The sequence below is a fragment of the Thiocystis violascens DSM 198 genome (assembly GCF_000227745.2).
In the GTDB taxonomy this organism is placed as follows: domain Bacteria; phylum Pseudomonadota; class Gammaproteobacteria; order Chromatiales; family Chromatiaceae; genus Chromatium; species Chromatium violascens.
Map to the genome: position 1 here is coordinate 4,678,989 of NC_018012.1, position 25,019 is coordinate 4,704,007.

Genomic DNA, 25,019 nt, shown 5'->3' on the forward strand with positions numbered 1-25,019 from the left:
GCCGCTGGCGGCCGCGCGGCCGGGATCGCTAGACTCTTCCATGGCTCCGGACGCGATTTGGCATGAAAGTTCGTATCACAAGCAAGCTGCTGATCGTTTTGATCCTCACCGCGCTCGTTCCGCTGCTGGTCGTCGGCTGGGTCGGGTATCGCAGTACTCTCAGCATCAGCCAGATCGCTTCGCAGGCCAACCGCGAGGTCGCCGAGCTGGCGATGTCCGACAGTAGCGCGGCCCTGTCCGACGAACTCAAAACCCGCTTGCTGGCCCTCACCGAACGCCATGCCGGCGATGTCAACGAAATCCTGAAGCAGGTGCAGGGCGATACGGTGAAACTGGCCGATTTCGGCACCTATCTCTACAACCATGCCGAGACCCTGAAACGCTACGCCTTGCCAAGTACCTACGAACCCGCGCCGGAGCACAAATCCTTCGGCAGCCGTCAGGAAAACCGCAATTCCTGGCTTGCTGTCTTCGGCAGCGGGGTCGATGAAAAGGGGCGGGTCAGCAAGGAGACGCTGAAAGAAATTCAACTGACCGAGTATATGGATATCCTCTTTAACAGCATCGCCGCGACCAATCCCTACGCGGTCCAGATGTACATCAATACCGCCGGACAGTTGTCACGCGGCATGCCGTTCGTCAACGGCGAATTTACCTGGGTCGATGGCCCGCAACAGTTCAGCCAGGCACCCGATGTCACCGCCTTCGATTTCTATTATCTGGCCGACGCCGCGCATAACCCGGATCGCGGCCCCGAGTGGACCGAACTCTACTGGGATCCGGCGGGTCTTGGCTGGATGGTCTCCAGCATCGCGCCGGTCTATCGCGGGGATCGAGTGGTCGCCGTCACCGGCATCGATATCACGCTCGATCAGATCGTCAAGGGCATCCTGAACCTCCAGGTCGAGCAGAGCGGTTTCGCCTTTCTGATGTCGCGTACCGGTCAGGCCATCGCGTTCCCGGAACGGGCGTCCGAGTTTCTCGAATTCCAGGGGAGTTTCGAGGGCGAATTCAAGCGCAACGAGGCCTTTGCCCATCAGTTGACCAAGGTGCGCGATCCGGCCTTTCAGCGGATTGTCGCGGCCATGAGCCAGGGTGGGCACGAACTGACCACCTACACCGATTCCAAGACCGGCAAGGAGTATTTTCTCGCCTATCACCCGATCCCGGTCACGGGCTGGAGCGTCGCTATCGCGGTGCCCGTGCAGGAGGTGATCGCGCCAGCGCTGCTCACCAACCGGAAGATCGAGCAGAGCCGCGAGCGCACCGCCGCCATGCTGAACGCGCGCGCGCAGTCGCTGGTCGAGACCTTTTTGTGGCTGCTCTTTGGGATCGTGCTGGCCTTGATCCCGGTCGCGCTGATTTTCGCGCGCACGATTTCGCGACCGATCCATACGTTGGCCGAGGGTTCGCGACGGGTTGGCGCGGGAGAACTCGGTCATCGGATCCAACTGCATTCCGGTGACGAAATCGAGGATTTGGCGGTGACCTTCAATCAGATGGCGGACGATCTGCAGACCAAGATCGACGAGATCGAGACTGCCAACCTGGAATTGATGGAACTCGATCAGCTCAAGTCCAAATTCATCTCGATGGCCTCGCATGAGCTGCGCACGCCGCTGATCGCCATCCAGGGTTATGTGGATCTGATTCGCGAGGGGAAAGGGGGGGAGATTTCACCGGCCCAGCACAAGATGCTGGAGACGGTCTCGCGCAACGCGACCCGGCTGGCCCGCATCGTCGCCGAACTGCTCGACATTTCGCGCATCGAGGAGAATAAACTGGTGCTGGAACGCATGCCGGTTTCGCTGAGCCGGATCGTCCGGGAGATTGCCGACGAACAGCAGCCCTATCTCGACAGTCGGGGACATACGCTGACCCTGGAACTCGCCGAGGATCTGCCGCTGGTCGACGGCGATCTGGACCGCTTGTCCCAGGTGGTGATCAACCTGCTGGGGAATGCGGTCAAATACACCCCCGACGGGGGGAGAATCAAGATACGGGTCCAGGCGGAGGCGGGACAGGTGCATCTGCAGGTGAGCGATAACGGCATCGGAATTCGCCAGGAGGATCTTGGGAAACTCTTCAAGCGGTTCTCGACGCTCGGCGATATCACCAAGCACCGCACCGGCAAGAACGAATTCATGGCGGGCGGAACCGGTCTCGGGCTCTCCATCGTTCAGGGAATCGTGCAGGCTCACGAGGGCGAGATCCGGGTGGAGAGCGAATACGGCCAGGGCAGCACCTTCCATGTGATCCTGCCGATCGCCGCGGATCAGACGCCGATCAGCGACGACTCCGTCGTCAGGCCGCCGCGTGCGTGCGCGGCGGACGAGAGTGCGCCCGCGTTCAAGGTCATTCATTTCGAGCAACCGGAGGAGCCCCAGATCGATCTGCCTGCGGATGAGCGTCTTTCCATCCTGGTGGTCGATGACGAGGCGGATGTGATCACGTTCACGCGCGATCTGCTCGAAGAGCACTATACGATTCTCAGCGCGCTGACCAGCGCGACCGCCATCCGGGAGGCGATCAGCCGCAAGCCGGATCTGGTGCTGCTGGATGCCTGGATTCCCGGCATTTCCGGCTACGATATCTGTCGCACCCTCAAGCGCAACAGCAACACGCGGGATACGCCGATCATCATCTTCACCGCCGCCACCCAGCAAATCGACGAACAGCGCGCGCGCGAGGCTGGCGCGGACGGCTTTGTCACCAAGCCCTTCCGCCGCGAACAGATGATCGAGTTGATCGAGAGCTTCCGGGGTCGCGCCTAATGGAGGAGCCGCGCCCGACCCTGCTGATCGTGGATGACGAGCAGAGTATTCGCGAATTTATCCACGAACTCTTCAAAGACCAATACGACATCCTGCAAGCGGCCGATGGCACGGACGCGCTGGTGATGCTGGAATCGGAAGACGCGATCGATGTCGTCCTGCTCGACATCATGATGCCCGGTCTGGATGGTTTCGAGGTGCTGGAGATTCTCAAATCCAATCCGCACCTGGCACATCTGCGCGTCATCATGCTCAGCGCCAAGAGCGATGTCGACAGCAAGGTCAGGGCCTTCGCGGCGGGCGCGGTGGACTTCGTCAACAAACCCTTCGAGGTGAGCGAACTGGCGGCCCGTCTGAACACCCAGGTCCGCCTGAGTCGCGCCGATGCCGAACTCAAACAGGCCAAGTCGGACGCGGAGTCGGCGAATCGCGCGAAGAGCGAGTTTCTGGCGAACATGAGCCATGAAATCCGCACCCCGCTCAACGCCATCATCGGCATGAGCGAACTGCTGACGACGACCCCACTGGACGCGACCCAGCGCGACTATGTCGGCATCATCGAGACCAGCGGCAATGCACTGCTGTTTCTCATTAGCGACATCCTGGATTACTCGAAGATCGAGGCGGGGATGCTCGAACTGCATCCGCTCCGCTTCGTTCTCCAGGATTGCGTGCAAGGCGCGCTGGATCTCGTCAAGAACAAGGCGTGGGAAAAGCAACTCCGGTTGACGGTCGAACTGGATCCGGGCCTGCCGCGCGAATTTGTCGGGGACGACCATCGTCTGAGACAGATCATCGTCAATCTGGTCAGCAACGCGGTGAAGTTCACCGAGCGCGGGAGTGTCGCCATCGCGCTGGCCGGACAGGAGGCGGCGTCCTCTTCGTCTTCCTTGTCCGGCGGCGCGACGGCAGCGGGCGGCCTGGAGACGGAGCGCGTCTATCGGCTGATCTTGACGGTACAGGATACCGGCGTCGGCATTCCCCGCGAAGCGCAGTCGCGGCTGTTCCAGAAATTCAGTCAGGTCGACGCATCCACGACCCGGCGTTATGGCGGAACTGGTCTGGGTCTGGCGATCTGCCGGCGTTTGTCGGAGCTGATGGGCGGGGGCATCGAGGTCGAGAGTGCCGGCGTTCCAGGGCAGGGCAGCATCTTTCGCTGCACATGGTTGATGCCGGCCATCCGTCATCGGCAGGCGATCGGGTCAGGCAGCGGCGGAGCGGACGGGGGACGTGCGTTGGTCGTCGAGTATGGCGCAGTCAGGGATCCAGCGGTCACGCCCGCATTGGATCTGGCCCAGCCGACCGATCCACCGCCGAGGTTGCGCATCCTGCTGGCCGAGGACAACCCGATCAATCAGATGGTGACCCTGAAACTGTTAAAACATCTCGGCCTTCAGGCCGACGTCGTCAATAATGGCGTGGAGGCCGTCGAGGCTTCCAAACAAAGTGTCTACGATGTGATTCTGATGGATGTCCAGATGCCGGAACTCGATGGCATCGGCGCCAGTCGCCAGATTCGACAACTGCCTCCAAACCATCGTCAGCCAAGGATCATCGCACTGACCGCCAATGCGACGGCGGACGATCGTCAAGCCTGTCTGGACGCCGGCATGAATGACTTTGCAACCAAGCCGATACGAATGGAAAAGTTGGTCGAGTTGTTGCTATAGGGAACATTCTGGAATCGTTCGCGTAGCGCCTGAATCAGGCCGCGTAAGGTGCGAACCGATGCGTGCCAGATCGTGTCCGCTCTACCTTGCGATAAAGATAAAGGGACTTGGTCGGTACGCTCTTCACGGAAATAACCGCGGGATCCGCCATCGGATCCCGCGGATGTCACTCATGGGACGATGTTGCCGGTAACCGGTCAAACCGCCGATCAGTTCGGAGTGACATTCTCTGCTTGCGGTCCCTTGGGGCCCTGGGTCACTTCCATCGTCACTCGCTGACCTTCGAGCAGGGTTTTACGCCCCGCGCCATTGATAGCGCTGTGATGGACGAAGACGTCCTTGCCACCTTCCCGTTCAATGAAACCGTAGCCCTTCTCGTCATTGAACCACTTGACCGTACCGGAAACCAATTCGCCTGCCATATCGACCTCATCACTTTAGACGTACCAACCTGCGTTGGCATTACTCAAACCTGATCTCTTTCTTGAGACCAGTTTCACTGCCCACTCGATCACGAGTGGAATTCGCCGCGAACATTACCTCTTTGCGGAATCGCCCGTTTCGATCGGCACTGGAAAGTCAGGACCCGAGGCAAACTCAAGTCGAGCAGGTGTCGAAGGGGCACGGATGGGTAATGCATACTAGATAAAAAAGGAAGGAAATCGGACTACGGAAATGCAGATGCTGGATGACGGCGCTCGGTACAGGAAAGCGCACGATGCGTGATGGCTTGAAGGATGTGGAACCGTTTTTGGATACGCATGAGCCGATTTTCGCTGCATCCGCTGCTTCATGGAAGAGTAGTGTACATCGAAACTCCAAAAAGTCTTCCGAATAAATGAAATTTCAGGACGAAAACCCGAACCGCGCCGACCTGACGCCGTATCCCGAGGGGCACGCACTAGCGTGGGGCATTGCGCGATAACGATGAACAGCGGTGTCCGCGACCGAACCCCATGTTCCGGCATGGCAACGCACTGGTCCTGTCGCCTACGTTCGCGTGACCCGATCCCGGAGATAAACCGGAGCAGCCAGTTCAGGCGAGACCTGTCGACCCGCGTGCAATTGTGCGGCCGCCATGATGACAATGTCGCGGGCCTCGCAGAGAGCATCGGAATTGACACCGGCCAAGGCGTCGCCGACGCGGGCCGTCAAACTAGCGGTGTGGGCCGCCCATCCCGATCCAACCCCGTACCAGCCGTGGTTGGCCGGCAACTCGACGCGATCCGGCGGGCAGACCGCTTCCTCGCCGCGAGGCGCGGCAAGTCCGTCCTCGCCCACCTCGAAACATCCCCAGTACACCTCGCCCATGCGGGCGTCGAGCGCCGTCAGCAGACGACGTTGTCCGCCACGACGAAATTGACCCTGAGCCAGGGCACCCAGCGTCGAGACGGGTAGGACCGGAAGATCGGCGCCGAATGCCGCGCCCTGGATGACCGCCGCCGCGATCCGCACCCCGGTAAACGAACCGGGACCGCAGCCGAAGGCCAGGGCATCCAGCGCATTGACGCGGAGACCGGCCCGATCCAGCAAGTCCTGCATCATGGGCAGGATGCGTTCGCCATGTCGACGGGGAGCGGTTTCAAACAATTGCTCGATCTTTCCATCGATCAGAAGCGCGGCGGAGCAGGCATCGCCGGAGGTGTCGATCGCAAGCAGTTTCATGAAGGGCTGGCTATGAAGACGCGTTCAGGCGAAGGGATTCCGATGGGGGGCGATTTTATACCCGATCCCGTCGAGCTGATGGATAAAAGAGTAGGGCGGTTGCAACACCCAGCCGCGAAAGGCCGCATGCAGCGGGCCGGCCAATTGGCGCGGCGGTTCGTCTTCGAGCATGGGCACCAAAAACAGCCTGATTCTGCCCAACATCCGTTCCGGGTCTTCCAGCAGGGTTTGCGTGGCCCAGCCGGGCAGCCCCTCCAGGAAAACGTCGGTGCGGACCGCGGACGGCTTGAGATGCGCGGCCAGTCCAAACAAGAGCAGTTGTTTGTACTCCAGTTCGGGGTCGGTCCAATGGGTTCCGGTGTCCGATGGCGCGATGGTCGCCATCGGCATCACACGCTGAGCCAGCAGATAGACATGGAGTTCGTGAAGGTCGAGCCAGGTTTTTGCTGGAAGCGGGGTGTTCCAGAGCGCGGCGTAACGCATCTGCCGCTTGGCGAACCGGAACAGATTCCGCAACGTCCAATCGCGTTTGCGGTATTCCCGGTTGGACAGGAGGCAACCCTGCCGGTCGATCTGGCGCAGCATCTGGTTCAGGTTCGCGAACATGAGTCGGTCGAGACGCTGTTCGAGGGTGACGCCGGACGTGAGCGAGACGGCTTTGCCGATGGCCAGCCCCGGTTTCGGCAGACCGGCGCAGGTCTTGAGCAGGGGAACCTTCAGGGCGGACAGGGCGGCGAGTCGCCGGCTGGTTGAAATCTCCGACCGGCGCAGTTTTTCCAAGGCCAGAATCAGCGCTGGCCCGGACTGGCGTATCCCGGCCGCGCGCAGATCGGTCAGCCAGTCGCCCAATTTGTCCAGACTGCCGTCGAAGCGTGGCCGCGTGCATTCCCGGATGGCGAGCGGGGAGGGCAGCGAAGGGGCATCGAAGGTCAGCATGACACATGCTCCGATCGGGACGCGACGGATAGCCGCATCCATCCGGGTGTGGGCCGCGGTCCGTTGGTTGCTGGGCGATGGATTCGGTGTGGTTACCTGAAATGCTACCCTCAAGAGGCGGATGGGGGTGACGATGAGTGCGCAATTCGGCGGATTCGTTTGAAACGAATTCGCCGTTTTGAGACTTACCGAAAGGATTTCAGGATCGCTTGTGTTTCCGTGGCCGAGATTCGCGGTCCGAGACTCGTGACCAATTTGGCCGAGGCGGCGGAGGCGAGATCGCCCGCGCGCTGGTGGTCCCAACCCTGGCTCAGACCGAAGAGGAAGGCGCCGGCGAACATATCGCCAGCGCCGACCGTATCCACGGCCTCCACCTTGACCGGCGCGATTTCGATCAGCGTTGCGCCGTCCCAGACCAGTGCGCCCTCGGGACCGCGGGTGATGGCAAAGCTCCTGCTGACGGTTTTGAGATACTCCACCGCGCGCGACAGATCCTCGCTGCCGGCCATGCCCATGGCCTCGAACTCGTTGGCGAACAGCAGATCGACGCCGGAGCCGATCATCTCCAGCAATCCGTGTTTGAAGAACTTGACCATGTTCGGATCGGACAGCGAGATGGCGGTCTTGACGCCCGCCGCGTCCGCGATCCGCTTGGCCGCGATGGAGGCATCGCGCGCGGCGTCCGAGGTCACCAGATAGCCTTCGGTGTAGAACCAGTCGGAATCCCGCAGCGCGTCTTCCACCAATTCCTGGGCGGAGAAATCGCCGCTGACGCCGAGAAAAGTGCACATGGTGCGGTCGCTGTCCGGAGTCACCAGCACCACGCAGCGCCCGGTGTGGCCCTGGGCCTTCTCGGTGTGGTGGTTGGTGTCGACGCCGCCGTCGAGAAGATCCCGCATGTAGAAATGGCCCAGCTCGTCGTCGGCGACCTTGCAGGAGTAAAAGCCTTTCCCGCCGAACTGGCTGAAGGCGATGATCGAATTGGCCGCCGATCCGCCGGAGCCGCGTTGATGATGGTGGTCTTTGAGATGGTGCATGATGCCCGTCTGCTGGGCCTCGTCGACCAGGGTCATGACCCCTTTGTCGATCCCGAGGATGCCCAGATCATGGGGCTCCACCTCATACTCCAGATCGACCAGCGCGTTGCCGATTCCGTAGATGTGATACTTCGACATGCTTGTTCCGCCGTTGAGTCGCTAAAGCGGGCCATTGTACCGCGCGGCGGGAGCCGATCCGACCTCTCGCTTTTAGCGCCCTCCTCGATCCGCTTGGCCAACCAGCTTGCGCGGCTCTTACCTGGTCGAGATGGGCGTAGAGCGATTCCTTGGCGGCATTGGCCTGTTCGACGCTGACGATGATGTCGCGGGCGGGTGGATTCGACCTCGGCGTCATCCTGCCAGAGGGTCGGATACTGGCGGAATTCGGCGGTCAGCCAGGCGTCGAGCGGCTGTACGTCCTTGTGTCGTGCGTAGGAGGCGACGAAGCGGGCGACGAGACCGCCGGTTTTCTCGGCGTTCTCCTCGCCGCCGAAGACCTTGTCGGCGAGCCAGTCGGCCAGTCGGCCTGGCGGTTCTGGGCGTCTTCGTCGGCGAGGCGGTCAGCGTCGATGGGGTCGGAATGGAGCGCGAGCGGTTGGTTCATGGATCTGTGTTCCTTTGTCCACGCCTTTTGCACGGTTCGTCGCCCGCAAGCGGACGTTGGCGATGGCGGGTGCTACAACTGCCGGCTTACTGCCATTCCGTAAAGCCGTTCGTGGTTCGAGGGCCTCACCACGAACGGCTTTACGGAATGGCTGTGAGTATCTTTTCTAAAAATCGCCTTAGAGGGTGTAGACAAAATCAAACCGTTGTGGTCAACCGCCGCAGCAGGATGCGCGCCTCCGCCAGCCAAACCCAGGTTTCGGAGACCGCTGGCAGACGGTCATGATGCATGATCAATCGACGGGCACGCTCATTCCACGCATGGGTGCGCTCGACAACCCAGCGCTTCGGCAGCGGAACGAAGCCGTCGGCGTTGGCGATCACCACTCGGTCAGGCCCCCGTCCACGTGCCAGGAGCCAACGCTTTTGTTGGCTGGATGGCGCACGACTTCCACGCGGATCGCGTGGGTCTGCTCCGTGGTTTGGGCAAATTGACCGGCGTACGCTCTATCCACAAACACCGTGTTGATCTGGGGGTACTTGGCGGCCGCGTCAGCGACGGCGCCCGAGGCGGCATCGCGGTCCTGAAGATTGGCCGCGACCACGCTCACCGCCAACACGAACCCCAAGGTATCGACCACCAGGCTGCGCTTGCGCCCCTTGACCTGCTTGCCCGCATCAAAGCCGCTCGGTCCACCCTGCGGCGAGCCGCGGGTCGATTGCGCATCCAGCACCGCCGCCGTCGGCGCGATCTCACGCCCCTCGCGTTCGCGCCATTGCCCCCGCAGTCGATCATGCATCTGCTCAAACTTCCCAGCCGCACTCCAACGGCGAAACGTCTTGTAGACATTCTGCCAAGGCGCGAAATCGTGCGGCAGCATCCGCCACGCGCACCCCGTGCGCACCACGTAGCAACACGCCTCCAGGATGCTCCGGCGCGACACGCGGGGCGGTTGACCCCGCCCGCCCGGCATCTCAAAGAGAGCGGCGACCAAGTCCCACTCCGCATCGGTCAGACAACTTGGGTAGCTTTGGTCGGGGTCGTGGCGACGATGCGCATCCGTATACCCATACCGACGCGGCGTTGCGCGCGCTTGCGCCTCGAGACCACTCTCGCCCCGGAGGCGCGTGACGCCCGCCTCCCGCAAGGACTTGCGAATCGTTGCTTCATGAGCCTCGATTCCCGTCCGTGCCGCGAGTTCCCGGGCAATCTCTGACAGCGTGGAGGTCGGGCGATCCGTGACAATTTGACGCAATACCGCTTGCTCCGCCTCGTGAATCTTGGGGGGACGACCAGCTTTCGACATCAGCGCACACCAGCTCAGTTGTAGACTGGTATACAAATAGCAGCTCAATTATTTTTGTCTACACCCTCTTAGGCGATTTCCGGAAATGACTTTGCCAAGCGTCAAACTCGGTAGGAGCCCGCTTGCGGGCGAAAGGTGGGCTTATATCGAGGCGTCTAGCGTCGGCCCGACCGCGAGCAGCGCGGCCTGCGTCGCCTGCGGCACCACGGAGACATCGCCGTGGGCCAACTCGCGGCCCCGATCGAGCACTAGCACCTGATCGACCCAGTCCAGCCCGGCCGGACGGTGGGTGATCAGCAGGACCGTGCGCCCGACCATCAGCCGGTCGAGCGCCTGCATCAGATCGCGCTCGGTGGCGGCGTCCAGGCCCTCGGTCGGCTCGTCAAGCAGCAGGATGGGCGCGTCCTTGAGCAGCGCCCGCGCGACGGCGATTCTTCGCCCCTGCCCCCCGGACATCCGCACGCCGGTTTCGCCGACCCAGGTGTCATAGCCCTCGGGGAGTTCGGCGATGAAGTCGTGGATCTGCGCGACCCGGCACGCCTGTTCGATGGCGCCCTGGGAGGCATCGGGATTGGCGATCAGCAGGTTCTCGCGGATGGTGGCGTCGAACAGATGGGTATGCTGGCTGACCACGGCGATATGACGGCGTAGATCGTCGCCGTGAAAATCGGCGATGTCCTGTCCGCCGATCCGAATCGCCCCGGCATCCGGCGCCCAGAAACGCAGCAGCAGATTGAACAGCGTGCTCTTGCCCGAGCCGGTGGCGCCGATGACGGCGGCTCGGGTTCCCTCGGGGATGCGCAGCACGATGTCCGCGACGGCTGGGTGCGCCGCCTTGGGATAACCGAAGGTGACGCGGTCGAAGGCGATGTCGAAGTTTGCGATCTGGGGCGAGAGACCCGGCGGTTCGCGCACCGCCGGTTCGGTGTCGACGATGTCGAAGAGTCTGCGTGCGGCGGCGAGCGTGCGGCCAAGCAATTGAAAGGCTTGCGGTAGCGGTGCGACCGCCTCGAAGCTGGCGAGTGTGAACAGGGCCAGCATGGCAAGTAGGGGCGGCATGAGCTGGCCGTCGCGCACCAGCGGAATCGCCAGCCAGAGCAGCACCCAGAGACTCAGGCTGGCGCAGAGGCCGACCGCCGCCAGGGTCAGCCCGTGGTCGCTGCTAAGTCGCGCCTGATCGGCGACCAGGCGGCGGCTCAGGTCGTCGATGCGTTGGGCTTGGCGTTCCGTCACGCCGTAGACGGTGAGTTCGGCCATCCCCTGCACGCCATCGATGACGGCGGTCCGCAGTTCGCTTTCGTCCTCGGTGATCCGCCGTCCGGGCGCCTGTCCGCGCGACTGGGACCAGAGCGGCAGGGCGACGCCCGCGAGCGACAGAAAGATCAGCCCGGTCAGGGCCAGAACCGGGGCGAAGAGAAAGAGGAAGATAACGAAGATCAGGGTGCTCGCGAGGGCGACGACGACCGGCACCAGCACCCGTACATAGAGGTTGTCGAGTGCGTCGATGTCGGCGCGGATGCGGCTGAGCAGATCGCCGCTGTGATACTGCTGGAGTCGCGCGGGCGCGAGCGGTTCCAGGTGGCTGTAGAACCACACCCGCAGACTGGCGATCAGACGGAAAGTCGCCTCGTGATTGATCAGCCGTTCGGCGTAGCGCCCGCCGGTGCGGAGCATGGCGCTGCCCCGGATCATGGCCGCCGGGGTGAAATAGTTCATGGCGACCCCGGCGGCGCCGGCCGTCGCCATCGCGGCGAGGAACCAGCCGGAGGCGGCCATCAGCATGACATTGGCGATCAGGGTGAGGATCGCGGCCAGGGTGCCCAGCAGCATCCAGCCCCGATAGGGTCGGAATAGATCCAGCAGACGCAGAATGTCCTTCATGAGCCTTTACCTGTGTCCTGGATGTCGGCAACCCCTTGGCCGGCATCTCCATAGGCCGCGATCATGCGGGCGTAGAGTCCGTGCGCCGCGGCCAGCGTGGCATGATCGCCCTGTTCGACGATTTGGCCCTGGTCCAGCACCAGGATGCGATCGGCCCGACGTACCGTCGCCAGCCGGTGAGCGACCACCAGCAGGGTACGGTCGCGCGCGAGATCGTCGATGCCTTCCTGGACCAGGCGCTCGCTCTCGGGGTCGAGATTGGCCGTGGCCTCGTCGAGAATGACGAGCGGCGCGTCCCGCAGAAAGGCGCGCGCCAGGGCGATGCGCTGGATCTGCCCGCCGGACAGGCCCGCCCCACGCTCGCCAACCCGGCTGTCGTAGCCGTCGGGTAGCGCCTCGATGAACTGGTCCGCGCGCGCGCGCCGCGCCGACTCGCGCACGGCGTCCAGACTCGCCTCCGGCACGCCGAGCCGGATATTGTCGGCGATGCTCCCCTGGAACAGACGCGGCTGTTGCGGCACCCAGGCCAGATGCCGCCGCCAGTCGTCCAGATCGATGCGCGACAGTTCCTGAGCGCCGATCAGAATGCGCCCCCCGGTTGGCGTCAGGAAGCCGAGCAGCAGGTTCACGACGGTGGTCTTGCCGGCGCCGCTGGTGCCGACCAGCGCGATCCGTTGACCCGGCGGAATCTCGATGTCCAGCCCCCCGAGCGCGTCCCGGCCTTCTTCATAACTGAAGCGCACCGACTCGAACCGCACCCCGAGCGGACGTTGGTTGTCCAGCGGTTCGGTGCCAGGGATGGATTGCGCGGGCTCGGCCTCCAACACCTGAATCAGTTGCTCGGCGGCGGCCACCGCCGCCAGCCGTGCGTGATACTGGGTGCCCAGGTTGCGCAGCGGCGCATAGAACTCCGGCGCCAGCATGAGGACGAACAGACCCTGTAGAAAGGTGACATCAGGCACCGCCAGCCAAGGCGGGACGGGCAGGGCCAGGCCATAGAGTCGGAAGCCGATGAAGACGGCCACGATGGCGATACCGACGGTGGCGAAAAACTCCAGCACCGCCGAAGACAGGAAGGCGATCCGCAGTACCTGCATGGTGCTGACCCGATAGTCGTCCGAGATCTTCGCCACGACCTGGACCTCGCGCCGGCTGGCCCCGAACAGTTTGAGCGTGGTCAGGCCCTGGATCACGTCCAGAAAATGCGCGCTCATGCGGGCCAGTTGTTTCCACTGGCGCTGATTGCGGGCCTCGGCGCCGGAGCCGATCAGAATCATGAAGAGCGGGATCATGGGCGCCGTCACCATCAGCACCAGACCGGCGAGCCAGTCCATGGGCAGCACGGCGGTCAGGATGGCCAGCGGCAGGATCATCGTCAGGCTCATGGCCGGCAGGAAGCGGGCGTAGTAGCCTTCCAGATCGTCGATGCCCTTGGTCAGGGTCTCCACCAGCGCCCCGCTGCGCTGGTTGGCGAGATAGCCGGGGCCGAGCCGTTGCAGATGCCGATAGACGCGATCGCGCAGCGCCACCCGCACGCCGGCCGCGGCACCGAACGCGGTGCGTTCGGCGAACCAGACGACCGCCGCGCGCAGCGCGAAGAGGCCGAGCAGCGACCACAGCCAGGGCTGGACGTCCGTCAAGCCTGCACCGGCGAAGATCGCGGCGTTGAGGATGACCGCCAGACACCATGCCTGAACGATGGCGAGTAGGCCGTTTGCCGTATTCAGCCAGATGGTGAATGCGAGTGCGTTTCCGGCCAGTGGCCGTTGGGATTTGAGCCAGCTATTGACGGACATGTACGGTGGTTCCGAGGATGACTCCGGCGACATCGGAACGGCGAGGATACGGAACCCGTCGATGCTGGGCAATGCCGATTCGTCAAACGCGACCCGCGAGGAATCCGGGTTCGCATCGGGCTATACTCGGTTGAGTTAAGTCAACGTTGACTGAATCGATGGAGTCACTGGATGTCGCTGCAACCGAAAGCCGCTTACAACTTTGATGACTACCTCGCGGTCGAGCGCGAGGCCATCGACGAGAAACACGAATATGTCGCGGGCCATGTCTATGCGATGACTGGCGCGAGCTACAACCATAATCTGATCACCGCCAACCTGGTTCGACGGCTGGGCAATCAACTTGACGCCGGTCCCTGCACGGTGCTCTCCAACGACATGCGCGTTCGCGTCGAGACCGCCGATGCCAGCACCTATCCGGATATCGTCGCGCTCTGCGACGAACCGGCCTTCCACGACGAGCGCAGCGACGTTCTGACCAATCCGATCCTGCTGATCGAGGTGCTGTCGCCGTCGACCGAGGGCTATGACCGTGGCGGCAAGTTCGCCATCTATCGCGCGCTGCCGAGTCTGCGGCAATATGTTCTTGTCGCCCAGGATCGCTATTCGGTCGACGTGTTCACCCGTCGGGACGATGATCGCTGGGTATTGACCGCCTATTCCGACCCGGACGATCTGATCCGCTTCGACGCCATCGAGTGCGCCGTGCCGATGGCGGAGATCTACGCCAGGGTGCGGTTCGAGCCAGAGGAGACGCGCGGCCATGCCGGATGATCTGACGCCGCACCGCCCAACCCCGCCCGCTCGGCCACCCCTGGGCGCGCGGATTCTTGGCGTCGTGCTTCTCCTGTCCAGCGTCGGACTGGTCTCCTGTCAGGCGCTGTTTACATGGTGAACGCATCGCCCCGGCGCGCGTGCCGGCCCTGCTCGCGGACTGGATTCCCGGAGCGAGGATGTCCCGGTTGAAAGGCGCGCTCCTGTTTCTGCTGCCGCTGCCGCTCTTGTTCGGCGCGCTGATCGGGCTGGGTGCCGGTCGGCTCGACGCTTTTCTGGGCGATGGCGCCGGATTCGTGCTCTTCATGGTCGCCGCCTCTCTGACCCGTCGCGGTATCCTGTCCGCCCAGTCGCGGCAGACCCCGCGTTTCGCCCGTTTGGAGCGGTTTCCGCTCAAAACCATCGGCGGACTGCTCACGGGTTTCGCCACGGGCCTGACCGCCTTCGTCGCGGTCGGTCATGGGCTTGCGCTCAGTCTGACTTTCGCGGCGTTGGCGCTGCTCGGGTTTCATCTGGTCTATGGGCTCGAACCGCTGGGCCGGCCGCGCCCCTTCGATCTTGGCGACGAGCGGGCCAGAAAGGTTGCCGACGCGCTCGCCGAGGCGGAACGCAAACTCATCGAACTGGAGCGCGCGGCGACGACCATCGCCAATCCCGAATTGAAACTTCGGTTGCAACGCATTGGCCGTCAGGGGCGCGTCATCCTCAACCAGATCGCGGATCGCCCGACCGATCTGTTTCGGGCGCGCAAGTTTCTGAACGTCTATCTGGAGGGGGTGCAGCAGGTCGCCGACGGCTATGCCCGCACGCACCGTCTGGCCGATTCGCGCGAACTGGAGCAGAATTTCCGCACGGTCCTGGCGACGGTCGAGGAGGTCTTCGACGAACAGCATCGGCGTCTGCTGAAAACCGACTTGATGGATCTCGACGTTCAGATCGAGGTGTTGAAGAAGCAATTGACGCAACTTTAAGAATGGCTTGGAGGATCGCGATGGCGGATGAACATGAGAGTCGGAAAGACGTTTCCCGCGACACGCCCGAGGCGTCCGCATCGGCGCCTGACATGGATTTAACCGCAGTGGCTCCAGCCAGCATCCAGGCGCCGATGACCCTCGACGCGCACCCCGTGGCGCCCGTCGAGGATCCCGAGGTCGCGGGCCTGCTTCAGGAACTGAATCTGGCCGATTCGCACTCGATCCTCTTCTTCGGCGCCAAGGCGCAGGAACGGCTCACCGAAATCTCGGACCAGATGCTGGAGGGCGTGCGGGCAAAGGATGTCGGCCCGGCGGGCGCGGCGCTGAGCGAGATGGTCACGACCCTCAAGGGGTTCGATGTCGAGGACCTCGATCCCAATCGCAAGCCGGGGTTTCTGTCCCGACTGATGGGCAAGGGCCGGCCCGTGGTCAGGTTCCTGCAGGAATACGAGGTGGTGCGCGATCAGATCGAGGACATCTCCAGGGCGCTGGAGCGTCATCAGACCAAGCTGCTGACGGACGTGACCGCGCTCGATCGGCTCTATGCCGCCAATCTCGATTATTTCCGCGCACTGGAGCGCTATATCGCCGCCGGCGAACGGAAGCTGACGGAACTCGACGAGACGACGATCCCAGCCCTGGCCGCCCAGGTCGAGGCGGGCAAGGACATGGTCGAAGTCCAGAAACTCAAGGATCTGCGCGGTGCCCGCGATGAACTGGAGCGCCGGATCCATGATCTGAAACTAACCCGGCAGGTTTCGATGCAGGGTCTGCCGAGCATCCGACTGGTGCAGGAGAACGACAAGGGACTGATCAACAAGATCAATTCGACCCTCGTCAATACGGTTCCGCTGTGGCGCCAGCAACTGGCCCAGGCGGTGACCATCTATCGCTCCGCCGAGGCCGCCGACACCCTCAAGGCGGCGACCGATCTGACCAACGATCTGTTGCGCGCCAATGCCGGGAATCTCAAGTCGGCCAATGCCGAGGCGCGGCGTCAGATCGAGCGCGGTGTTTTCGATATCGAGGTGGTCAAGCAGGCCAACCGGACCCTGATCGAGACCATCGAGGAAAGCCTCGCGATCGCCGACGAGGGCAAGCGCGCCCGTGCCGCCGCCAGCCGCGAGCTGGAGCAGTTGGAAGCGGATTTGCGCCGGACGCTCACGTCGGCCAGCGCACGCGGCGGGGCGGCGAGCGCTGGTCAGTCATCCTGAGACGATTCCACGCTTCCATTTTTCGTCAGATTCTGTATATTTGCGCGTTTACCTGCGGGGCTATCCCGCAACGCCCACACGTCTGAGCCAGGACTGCACATGGTCACGATTCGCCTATCTCGGGGTGGTTCCAAGAAGAACCCCTTTTATCAGATTGTTGTCGCCGACATCCGCGCCAAGCGCGACGGCCGTTATATCGAGCGGCTTGGATTCTTTAATCCCAACGCCAGGGGCGGCGAGATTCCGCTGCGCGTCGATCGCGAACGCGCCGATTATTGGATCCGTCAGGGCGCCCAGCCGACCGACCGCGCCAAGCAGTTGCTGAAGCAGGCGGCACGCGAGGCGGCGGCAGTCGCGGCCTGAGCCTTTACGCGTCATCTCGATGACCGTCACGGCTACACGAACTGATCCGTCGCGCATCGTCGTTGGACGCATTGCGGGCGTTTACGGGCTCAAGGGCTGGGTGAAAGTCGTCTCGGAAACCGATCCGCGCGACGGCATTCTCGGCTACGCGCCCTGGCTGATTGGCCCGGAAGCGACGCCGCGCAGGCTCTCCGAGCGTAAGCTGCATGGGAAGGGCATGATCGTCAGGCTCGATGGCTGCGAGGATCGCGACGCCGCCGCGCAATTGGTCGGTCAGGAGATCGCGGTGACCCGCGAGCAATTGCCCCCGCCGCGTCCGGACGAGTTTTACTGGTTTGACCTGGAAGGGCTCGCGGTCGTCACCGTCGCCGGTGTCGATCTCGGTCGGGTGAACCATCTTTTTTCGACCGGCGTCAACGACGTGCTGGTGGTCAAGGGCGAGCGCGAGCGTCTGCTGCCGTTTGCCTGGGGCGACGTGGTGAAGGATGTCGATTTCGAACGTCGCCGGATCGAAGTCGATTGGGATCCTGACTTTTAAACCGCAACGTCTTTCGGGCGGCTAACGCTTTCAGCCATGCGCTTCGATGTCGTCACCCTGTTTCCGGATCTGTTCCGCATTCTGTCGGATCAGGGCGTCACCGGACGGGCCATGACCCGCGGTCTGGCCGAACTGCATCTCTGGAATCCGCGGGATTACACCCAGGATGTCCATCGCACCGTCGATGACCGACCCTATGGCGGCGGTCCCGGCATGGTGATGAAGGTCGAGCCGCTCCGCGATGCCATTGCCGACGCGCGCGCGGCGGCCCCGACAAGCCGGGTCGCCTATCTGTCCCCCCAGGGGCGGTTGCTCGATCAGGCCGCCATCGGCGAGATTGCCGCCCAACCCGGCTGGATTCTGGTGGCCGGTCGCTACGAAGGGATCGACGAACGCCTGATCGCGGCGCAGGTGGACGAGGAATGGTCGATCGGCGACTACGTCCTGAGCGGCGGCGAACTGCCGGCCATGGTCGTGATGGACGCCGCGATCCGGCTCTTGCCCGGCGCGCTCGGACATGCCGATTCGGCCCGTCAGGACTCCTATATGGACGGGCTGCTGGATTGCCCGCATTACACCCGCCCGGAACGGATCGACGGCTGTTCGGTTCCGTCCGTGCTGATCGGCGGCGATCATGCCGCGATCGAACGTTGGCGGCTACGTCAGGCGCTGGGCCGGACTTGGCTGCGGCGCCCGGAATTGCTGAAGCGGCGCGGGCTGAACCCGGCCGAGCAGGCGTTACTCGATGAATTTGTCCTGGCCCATCATCAAGATGACGCCGGCTGAGAACAGGAGCGAAGGAAAACCATGAGCAACATTATTCAAGTGCTCGAACAAGAGCAAATGACCCGTGAAATCCCTGATTTTGCCCCCGGCGATACCGTCGTCGTGCAGGTGAAGGTCAAGGAAGCCAACCGCGAACGTCTCCAGGCCTTCGAGGGCGTGGTGATCGCGATTCGCAAGCGCGGCCTGAATTCGGCCTTCACGGTGCGGAAGATCTCGCACGGCGAGGGCGTGGAGCGGGTCTTCCAAACCTACAGTCCGGCCATCGGCGGGATCGAGGTCAAGCGCAAGGGCGACGTGCGTCGCGCCAAGCTCTACTATCTGCGCGGACTCACCGGCAAGGCCGCCCGTATCCGGGAAAAGCTCTAGGCTTGTCGCCAACCTTCTACTGGCACGATTACGAAACCTGGGGCGCCGACCCCCGTCGTGATCGTGCCTGTCAGTTCGCCGGTCTACGCACCGATACCGATCTGAACGAGGTCGGCGATCCGCTGGTGCTGTTCTGTCGCCCCGCGACGGATCTGCTGCCCCAGCCGGAGGCCTGTCTCATCACCGGCATCACGCCGCAACTTGCCGAGCGCGAGGGTCTGGTCGAGGCCGAATTCGCCGCACGCATCCATGCCGCGCTGAGCGAACCCGGCACCTGCGGGGTCGGCTACAACAGTCTCCGCTTCGACGACGAAGTCACCCGCCATCTGCTATACCGCAATCTCTACGACCCCTACGCGCGCGAATGGCGCAATGGCAATTCGCGCTGGGATCTCATCGATACCCTGCGACTGGCCCATGCCTTGCGCCCCGACGGTCTGGAGTGGCCGACCCACGAGGATGGCACCGTCTCGTTCAAGCTGGAGCAACTGACCGCCGCCAACGCCATCGGTCATGCTCAGGCGCACGACGCGCTCGCTGACGTGCGCGCCACGCTCGCGCTCGCGCGCCGGCTGCGTCAGGCCCAGCCCCGGTTGTTCGACTATACGCTGACCCTGCGCGACAAGCGGCGTGGGCGCGATCTGCTCGCCAAGGGCGAGCCGCTGCTGCATGTCTCCGCCCGCTATCCCGCCGCCCTGGGGTGTCTCGCGCCGGTGTTCCCGGTGGCGCAACACCCGACGAACGGCAATGGCGTGATCTGCTTCGATCTGCGCGCCGATCCGGCCCAACTCCTCGACCTGTCCGTCGAGGAACTCCGCGCCCGACTCTTCACTCCGAGCGCGCATTTGCCCGAGGGCGTGGAGCGCGTCCCGCTGAAGACCGTTCATGTCAATCGCGCCCCGGTGCTGGCCACGCTGAAAACCCTGACCGCCCAGACCGCCGAGCGCTGGCGGATCGATCCCGATCAGGTCGTTGAACGGGCGCGATGGATCGCGGCATCCGCCGCCGACATCCAGCGCCGCGTCCAGGCCGCGCATCAACTGCCGGAGGGTCCGGCCGAGACCGACCCTGATCTGATGCTCTACTCCGGCGGCTTTTTCTCCGACCAGGACCGGCGGATCCTGGATGGGATGCACCGTCTCTCGCCGGCTGAACTGGCGCAAGCGTCGCCGGTTTTCGAGGATGCGCGTCTGCCCCGCATGCTGTTTCGCTATCGCGCCCGCAATTGGCCCGAGAGTCTAACCCCGGAGGAACGAGAGGATTGGGACGCCGAGCGTCTGACCCGTCTCACCGACCCGGACGGCGGCGGGAGCATCCAGATTGACCCCTATGAACAGCGTCTGATGGAATTGGCCGAGATCCATGCCGCCGATCCGGGGAAACTCCAGATCCTGGAGGCGCTCTCGGGCTGGGCCGAACAGGTGCTTGACGCCGCGATCTAGAGCATCGTCAGGAAACTCTCGGAAAGTCACCGCGCGAGTTCCAACGCCGCGACCGGGTCAACGCCGATCACATTGATCTCGCGGTCATCGATACACCAGCGAATATTGAGATCGTAAAGCTGGATTCCGAATTCGCGGCGCTCCGGGTAACGGTCCATGTAGCCGGGGCGGGGATCCTGGGCCAGAATCTGTGCGATCAACTCGAACAGTTTGCGTTGGCCGTTGGGATCCGCCAACTCCACGTCCCGGCGAGCGCTTTCCGAAAACGCGACGGGCAGCGCGGTGACCCGAGGCGGTGTTGCGAATCCGCTCGATGCCTGGGGGAGCGCATCGGCGTAAGGCACATAGGGTTTGATGTCGAGCACGGGCGTGCCGTCGAGCAGATCGACCCCGCGCAGTTTGAGCGCCAGCCCCCGCGTATCGCGCTCCACTCCCAGATGCTCCACCGCCGAGATTCCGATGGGGTTGGGCCGATAGGGAGCCCGGCTGGCGAAAACCCCAACCGTCTCGCGGCCGCCCAGGCGCGGCGGCCGCACGGTCGGGTGCCAGCCGGCATGCAGGCAATCCTGATGGAAAACAAAGAGAATCCACACATGAGAGAAACCGTCGATCCCCTTGAATGCCTCCTCGCGCGCGAAAGGCGGCAGGAGTTCCAGTCGCGCCTCCGCGGCTGTCACCAGTCCGGGTTGGCGCGGGATGCCGAACTTGTCGGTATAGGGCGAGCGGATGAAGCCGATGGGCTCGAAGTTCATGGGTAAAGGGATCCGGTGGAGATTCGGTGCGCGGCGCCGATGATCGTATCGTAACGGCTCGACCATCTTCCAATCCGAATGAAGGACATCTGTGTCAAGAAAACGCAAACCACTTCCTCAGGAGCCCGTCGAGGCCGATATCGAATCGCTGACCCACGAGGGCAGGGGACTCGCTCACATCGACGGCAAGGCGGTCTTCGTCGATGGCGCGCTTGCGGGCGAGCGGGTGCGCTTCCGCTACACCCGTCTGCAACGCCGCTTCGATGAGGGAACGGTCGTCGAGGTGCTGCGCGCGGCCCCCGAACGTGTCGAACCGAAGTGCCCGCATTTTGGCGTCTGCGGCGGTTGCAGTCTGCAACACATGGACACGACGGCCCAGATCCGGATGAAACAGGCGAGTCTGGCGGATGTCTTCGCACGCATCGGCAAGGTCGCCCCGGAGCGCTGGCTGGATCCCCTGGTCGCCGGTCATTGGGGCTACCGGCGCAAGGCGCGCCTCGGGGTGCGTCATGTCCTCAAGAAAGGGCGGACCCTGGTCGGCTTTCGTGAGCGCGGCAATGCCTATCTCGCCGATCTGACCCGCTGCGAGGTGCTGCATCCGGCGGTCGGCGAGCGCCTCCGGATCCTCGCCGAGACGGTCGACAGCTTGAGCATCCGCGATCAGGTGCCGCAGATCGAGGTCTCGATGGGCGACGGACCTTGCGTGCTGGTGTTCCGAGCGATGCAGACGCCGAGCGCGGCGGATGTCGAGGCGCTCCTGTCGCTGGCCGGGCGTGAGGGCTTTCATGTCTATCTTCAGGAAGGCGGCGTCGAGACCATCCGTCCTCTGCCGGGCCAAGGCATTGACCTTCACTACAAGCTGCCGCGCCATGAGATCCGGATCGAGTTCCAGCCAAACGATTTCACCCAGGTCAATCTGGAACTGAATCGGCTGATGGTGGATCGCGCGCTCGAACTGCTGGACGTGCAACCGGACGACGCCGTGCTGGATCTGTTCTGCGGACTGGGGAATTTCACCCTGCCGCTGGCGCGTCAGGCAACGTCAGTGGTCGGTGTCGAGGGCGAGGCCGGACTGGTGGCGCGGGCGGAGTCCAACGCGGCGCGCAACGGGATCGGCAACGCGCGGTTTTATACCGCCAATCTCGATGGCGAACTGGATCTTCAGCCCTGGATGCGCGAACGTTTTACCCGCGCGCTGCTGGATCCCCCGCGCAGCGGCGCCTTGCAAGTGCTGGACTGTCTGCCGCGCCTGGGCGTCGAGCGGATTCTCTATGTCTCCTGTAACCCCGCGACCCTGGCGCGGGATGCCGATCGGCTGGTCAATGGACTTGGCTACAAGCTGCGAGCGGCGGGCGTGATGGATATGTTTCCGCATACCGCGCATGTCGAATCCATGGCGCTGTTCGAACGTGAAACCTAAAAAGAGCTGCCAGCTTCCAGCAGCCAGCTTTTTTGAATCAGCAACTTGGCCAATGATTGTCGAATGGGGTGAACGGAAAAATCGCACTCCGTGGCTGACATTGAAGCCGTTCATGGTTCGACAAGCTCACCACGAACGGCTTCAATGTCACCACGAACGGCTTCAATGTCACCACGAACGGTTTCAATGTCACCACGAACGGCTTCAATGTCACCACGAACGGCTTCAATGTCACCACGAACGGCTTCAATGTCACCACGAACGGATGAAACCTGGGTATGAGCTTTTCCGGAAATCGCCTTAAACCGCGCCACCTCCGACAGTTGTATATGCTGCCGAGATTGATCCAATCCAATAACATCGCAAACACGCTGGGCGCGGTTTAAATGGGCACTGAAATCGAACGCAAATTTCTGGTGAAGGACGATTCCTGGCGGGCCAGCGCGGCCGCCGGAACACGTATCCTCCAAGGCTACCTGGCCAGCGACGCAAAAATCACGGTTCGGGTACGCATCCGGGGCGACGCGGCCTTTCTGACCATCAAAGGCGCCACCGCCGGGATCCGGCGATCCGAATTCGAGTATCCGATCCCCGTCGACGACGCCGAGTCCATGCTGTGCGAGATGGCCATCTCGCCGGTGATCGAGAAAATTCGTTACCAGGTTCCGTGCGGGGCGCATGTCTGGGATCTGGACGTCTTCGCTGGCGACAATGCCGGGCTGGTGCTGGCCGAGGTGGAACTGGATACCGAGGAGTCGGTTTTCGAGATGCCGGACTGGGCAGGACAAGAGGTCTCGGACGATCCGCGTTATTACAATGTCAACCTTGCCCGATCCCCCTTCCGTCACTGGTAAGGCGATGGATGGACGCATCCTCGTCGAGCTTGCCCGCCAAACCCTGACGCGATGGGAGGGCGGGCGTGCCGTGGCCCGCTACGCGGTCTCGACTGGGCGCAATGGCGCGGGCGAACGGAACGGCAGCGGCTGTACCCCGCGCGGTCTGCATCGGGTGCGGATGCGCATCGGCGAGGGTTGTCCGGTCGGGACCGTCTTCCGGGGGCGTCGTCCGACGGGCGAGATCCTCGATGACGAACTGGCCGCAGCCTACCCGGAGCGCGACTGGATCCTGACCCGCATCCTCTGGCTCACGGGCTGCGAACCGGGTATCAATCGGGGCGGTTGCGTGGATACGCTGCGCCGCTATATCTACATCCATGGCTGCCCGGATGCGGCGCCGATGGGCGAGCCCTGTTCGCACGGCTGTATCCGGATGCGCAATCGGGATCTGATCGAACTGTTCGATCAGACCCCGATCGGGATGCTGGTGGAGATTCGCAACTGAAGCGAAGGGGTTATTCGGCGTAGCCTCCGCGGCCCGATCCCCGGTTGTCGCGCGCGAAATAGCTGACGCTCCCCATGGGAATGACGGTCACGCCGCCCTCGCTGACATGGAAACGCTGACGATCCCTGGCGGTATCGAACCCGATCCGGTCGCCGGCCTCGATGATGTTGTGGCGGTCCACGATCACCCGGCGCAGCCGCGCCCCGCGGCCGATGCGCACATAGTCCATGACGACGCAATCCTCCAGCACCACGTCCTCCTCGATCACCGTCTCGCGGCGGATGATCGAATTGCTGATTTTGGCGCCCTCGTGGATCATGGTTGCCGCGCCTAGCAGGCTGTTGCGAATCTCGCCGCCGAGAACGCGCGCCACCGGACCCTGATAGCCGCTGGAGTAGACCGGCCAGTCGGGATTGAACATATCGAAGACGGGCTCGTATCCCAGCACATCCTGGTGGGCCTCGAAATAGGCGTCGATGGTTCCCAAATCGCGCCAATAGACCTGCGTCTCGTAGGGCAAGATACCCGGCACCCGGTTGGTGGCGAAGTCGTAGGCGTACAGCCGGTGGGTGCGCAGCAGCCGGGGCAGCACATGCTGACCGAAATCCGTTTCGCCCGCCTCTTGGGTCTCCTTGAGCGCTTTGAGCAGCACATTGGCATCGAAGATGTAGTTCCCCATGGAGGCGAACGCCTGGGTCGGGTCCGCGGGGAGTGGCGTCGGATGGGCCGGTTTTTCCTCGAAAGCCCGCACGCGCCCTTCGGCGTCGGCCGCGATCACGCCAAAGCTCGATGCCTCGCGCAAGGGGACTGGCAGGGCGGCGATGGTGACATCGGCCTTGCGCTCCCGGTGAAACGCGACCATCTGACGAATATCCATCCGGTAGATATGATCCGCGCCAAATACCGCGACCAGATCGGGGCGATGTTCCTCGATCAGATTGATGTTTTGGTTGACCGCGTCCGCCGTGCCCTGGAACCAATGCTCGCCGGTCATCATCTGCGGCGGCACGACCGTGACGAATTGGCTCTGGAGCAGGGGCGAGATGGTCCAGGCCTTGCGGACATGCTCGATCAGCGATTGCGATTTGTACTGCACGAGCAGATAAATGGTCTGAATCTGCGAATTGACCAGATTGCTCAGGACGAAATCGACGATTCGATAGCGGGCGCCGAAGGGAACCGAAGGCTTGGAACGTCCGGTCGTCAGGGGTTGCAGCCTTGAGCCTTGGCCGCCGGCCATGACGAAGGCAATGATTCGTTCGTTTTGCATGAGTCCTCCGCAGGCCCGTCATGAGGGCATTTTCTGTTGTTTGCCTCGATTCCGGCCGACAATCATAAACCTGTCGCCAGAAGGTTTCCCGATTATCGGCGCCTCCTGGA

At 63.1% G+C, this 25,019-nt stretch carries 24 protein-coding genes and 1 pseudogene; 15 read left to right on the top strand and 10 right to left on the bottom strand.

The genetic code is table 11. The features are described 5' to 3' along the window. The first annotated feature begins 62 nt into the window (after nt 1-62). Both THIVI_RS20800 and THIVI_RS20805 read left to right on the top strand, forming a co-directional pair. Nucleotides 63-2,774 (top strand): ATP-binding protein, encoded by a 2,712-nt coding sequence (locus THIVI_RS20800; protein WP_014780494.1) that lies wholly within the window; start codon nt 63-65, stop codon nt 2,772-2,774. Next, nucleotides 2,774-4,444 carry a response regulator gene (locus tag THIVI_RS20805; protein ID WP_014780495.1) on the top strand — a complete coding sequence of 557 codons (1,671 nt, stop codon included), beginning with the start codon at nt 2,774-2,776 and terminating at the stop codon, nt 4,442-4,444. Before THIVI_RS20800 ends, THIVI_RS20805 begins: the two co-directional genes overlap by 1 nt. A gap of 209 nt (nt 4,445-4,653) precedes the next feature. Here the strand turns inward: THIVI_RS20805 and THIVI_RS20810 are convergent, their stop codons facing one another. From THIVI_RS20810 to THIVI_RS20825, 4 genes are all read right to left on the bottom strand, one after another. Beyond that, nucleotides 4,654-4,866: a cold-shock protein gene (locus tag THIVI_RS20810; RefSeq protein ID WP_014780496.1), complete on the bottom strand. Its 213-nt coding sequence runs from the start codon at nt 4,864-4,866 to the stop codon at nt 4,654-4,656. 568 nt (nt 4,867-5,434) lie between these two features. Beyond that, nucleotides 5,435-6,109: a tRNA (adenosine(37)-N6)-threonylcarbamoyltransferase complex dimerization subunit type 1 TsaB gene (tsaB, locus tag THIVI_RS20815; protein ID WP_014780497.1), complete on the bottom strand. Its 675-nt coding sequence runs from the start codon at nt 6,107-6,109 to the stop codon at nt 5,435-5,437. Nucleotides 6,110-6,133: 24 nt separating this feature from the next. After that, nucleotides 6,134-7,045: a hypothetical protein gene (locus THIVI_RS20820; RefSeq protein ID WP_014780498.1), complete on the bottom strand. Its 912-nt coding sequence runs from the start codon at nt 7,043-7,045 to the stop codon at nt 6,134-6,136. Between the two features lie 185 nt (nt 7,046-7,230). Beyond that, nucleotides 7,231-8,220: an adenosine kinase gene (locus tag THIVI_RS20825; RefSeq protein WP_014780499.1), complete on the bottom strand. Its 990-nt coding sequence runs from the start codon at nt 8,218-8,220 to the stop codon at nt 7,231-7,233. A gap of 149 nt (nt 8,221-8,369) precedes the next feature. On the opposite strand from THIVI_RS20825, the gene THIVI_RS23090 reads away from it, so the two are divergent. After that, nucleotides 8,370-8,789 carry a hypothetical protein gene (locus tag THIVI_RS23090; protein WP_157174525.1) on the top strand — a complete coding sequence of 140 codons (420 nt, stop codon included), beginning with the start codon at nt 8,370-8,372 and terminating at the stop codon, nt 8,787-8,789. Nucleotides 8,790-8,883: 94 nt separating this feature from the next. Here THIVI_RS23090 and THIVI_RS20835 read toward each other — a convergent pair. The 3 genes and pseudogenes from THIVI_RS20835 to cydD form a co-directional block, all read right to left on the bottom strand. Next, nucleotides 8,884-9,992, bottom strand: a pseudogene (locus THIVI_RS20835) (IS5 family transposase). 141 nt (nt 9,993-10,133) lie between these two features. Further along, a complete protein-coding gene (cydC, locus tag THIVI_RS20840; protein ID WP_014780500.1) occupies nt 10,134-11,873 on the bottom strand; it encodes a thiol reductant ABC exporter subunit CydC in 1,740 nt (579 codons plus the stop codon). After that, the gene (gene cydD / locus THIVI_RS20845; protein ID WP_014780501.1) at nt 11,870-13,669 is read right to left on the bottom strand and encodes a thiol reductant ABC exporter subunit CydD; all 1,800 of its coding nucleotides are present in this window, start codon (nt 13,667-13,669) and stop codon (nt 11,870-11,872) included. Before cydD ends, cydC begins: the two co-directional genes overlap by 4 nt. 171 nt (nt 13,670-13,840) lie before the next feature. Between cydD and THIVI_RS20850 the strand changes: the two genes are divergently transcribed. From THIVI_RS20850 to sbcB, 9 genes are all read left to right on the top strand, one after another. Beyond that, nucleotides 13,841-14,443, top strand: a complete 603-nt coding sequence (locus tag THIVI_RS20850; protein WP_014780502.1) for a Uma2 family endonuclease — start codon at nt 13,841-13,843, stop codon at nt 14,441-14,443. Continuing rightward, entirely contained in the window at nt 14,433-14,564 is a 132-nt protein-coding gene (locus tag THIVI_RS26125) for a hypothetical protein (protein WP_014780503.1), read from the top strand. Before THIVI_RS20850 ends, THIVI_RS26125 begins: the two co-directional genes overlap by 11 nt. 58 nt (nt 14,565-14,622) lie before the next feature. Continuing rightward, nucleotides 14,623-15,414 carry a 5-bromo-4-chloroindolyl phosphate hydrolysis family protein gene (locus THIVI_RS20855; protein WP_014780504.1) on the top strand — a complete coding sequence of 264 codons (792 nt, stop codon included), beginning with the start codon at nt 14,623-14,625 and terminating at the stop codon, nt 15,412-15,414. A gap of 20 nt (nt 15,415-15,434) precedes the next feature. After that, entirely contained in the window at nt 15,435-16,631 is a 1,197-nt protein-coding gene (locus tag THIVI_RS20860; RefSeq protein ID WP_014780505.1) for a toxic anion resistance protein, read from the top strand. A 99-nt stretch (nt 16,632-16,730) separates the two neighbouring features. Then, nucleotides 16,731-16,994, top strand: a complete 264-nt coding sequence (rpsP, locus tag THIVI_RS20865) for a 30S ribosomal protein S16 (protein ID WP_014780506.1) — start codon at nt 16,731-16,733, stop codon at nt 16,992-16,994. Between the two features lie 19 nt (nt 16,995-17,013). After that, the gene (rimM, locus tag THIVI_RS20870; protein WP_014780507.1) at nt 17,014-17,532 is read left to right on the top strand and encodes a ribosome maturation factor RimM; all 519 of its coding nucleotides are present in this window, start codon (nt 17,014-17,016) and stop codon (nt 17,530-17,532) included. 36 nt (nt 17,533-17,568) lie between these two features. Then, the gene (gene trmD, locus THIVI_RS20875; RefSeq protein ID WP_014780508.1) at nt 17,569-18,318 is read left to right on the top strand and encodes a tRNA (guanosine(37)-N1)-methyltransferase TrmD; all 750 of its coding nucleotides are present in this window, start codon (nt 17,569-17,571) and stop codon (nt 18,316-18,318) included. A 21-nt stretch (nt 18,319-18,339) separates the two neighbouring features. Further along, a complete protein-coding gene (gene rplS / locus THIVI_RS20880; protein ID WP_014780509.1) occupies nt 18,340-18,684 on the top strand; it encodes a 50S ribosomal protein L19 in 345 nt (114 codons plus the stop codon). A gap of 2 nt (nt 18,685-18,686) precedes the next feature. Next, nucleotides 18,687-20,126 (top strand): exodeoxyribonuclease I, encoded by a 1,440-nt coding sequence (sbcB, locus tag THIVI_RS20885; RefSeq protein ID WP_014780510.1) that lies wholly within the window; start codon nt 18,687-18,689, stop codon nt 20,124-20,126. 26 nt (nt 20,127-20,152) lie between these two features. On the opposite strand, the gene tsaA is transcribed toward sbcB, so the two are convergent. Further along, nucleotides 20,153-20,878, bottom strand: coding sequence for a tRNA (N6-threonylcarbamoyladenosine(37)-N6)-methyltransferase TrmO (gene tsaA, locus THIVI_RS20890; protein ID WP_014780511.1), 726 nt, complete (start codon nt 20,876-20,878; stop codon nt 20,153-20,155). 91 nt (nt 20,879-20,969) lie between these two features. Here tsaA and rlmD point away from each other — a divergent pair, with 91 nt between their 5' ends. Then, complete coding sequence (rlmD, locus tag THIVI_RS20895) at nt 20,970-22,298, top strand: 23S rRNA (uracil(1939)-C(5))-methyltransferase RlmD (RefSeq protein WP_014780512.1); 1,329 nt, start codon at nt 20,970-20,972, stop codon at nt 22,296-22,298. A 110-nt stretch (nt 22,299-22,408) separates the two neighbouring features. On the opposite strand, the gene THIVI_RS20900 is transcribed toward rlmD, so the two are convergent. Continuing rightward, a complete protein-coding gene (locus tag THIVI_RS20900; protein WP_157174526.1) occupies nt 22,409-22,648 on the bottom strand; it encodes a hypothetical protein in 240 nt (79 codons plus the stop codon). Between the two features lie 36 nt (nt 22,649-22,684). Here THIVI_RS20900 and THIVI_RS20905 point away from each other — a divergent pair, with 36 nt between their 5' ends. Continuing rightward, on the top strand, nt 22,685-23,152 hold the full coding sequence (locus THIVI_RS20905; RefSeq protein WP_014780513.1) for a CYTH domain-containing protein: 468 nt from the start codon (nt 22,685-22,687) through the stop codon (nt 23,150-23,152). Nucleotides 23,153-23,156: 4 nt separating this feature from the next. Beyond that, a complete protein-coding gene (locus THIVI_RS20910) occupies nt 23,157-23,639 on the top strand; it encodes a L,D-transpeptidase (RefSeq protein ID WP_014780514.1) in 483 nt (160 codons plus the stop codon). Nucleotides 23,640-23,649: 10 nt separating this feature from the next. On the opposite strand, the gene THIVI_RS20915 is transcribed toward THIVI_RS20910, so the two are convergent. Beyond that, a complete protein-coding gene (locus tag THIVI_RS20915) occupies nt 23,650-24,909 on the bottom strand; it encodes a glucose-1-phosphate adenylyltransferase (protein ID WP_014780515.1) in 1,260 nt (419 codons plus the stop codon). Between the last annotated feature and the right edge of the window lie 110 nt (nt 24,910-25,019).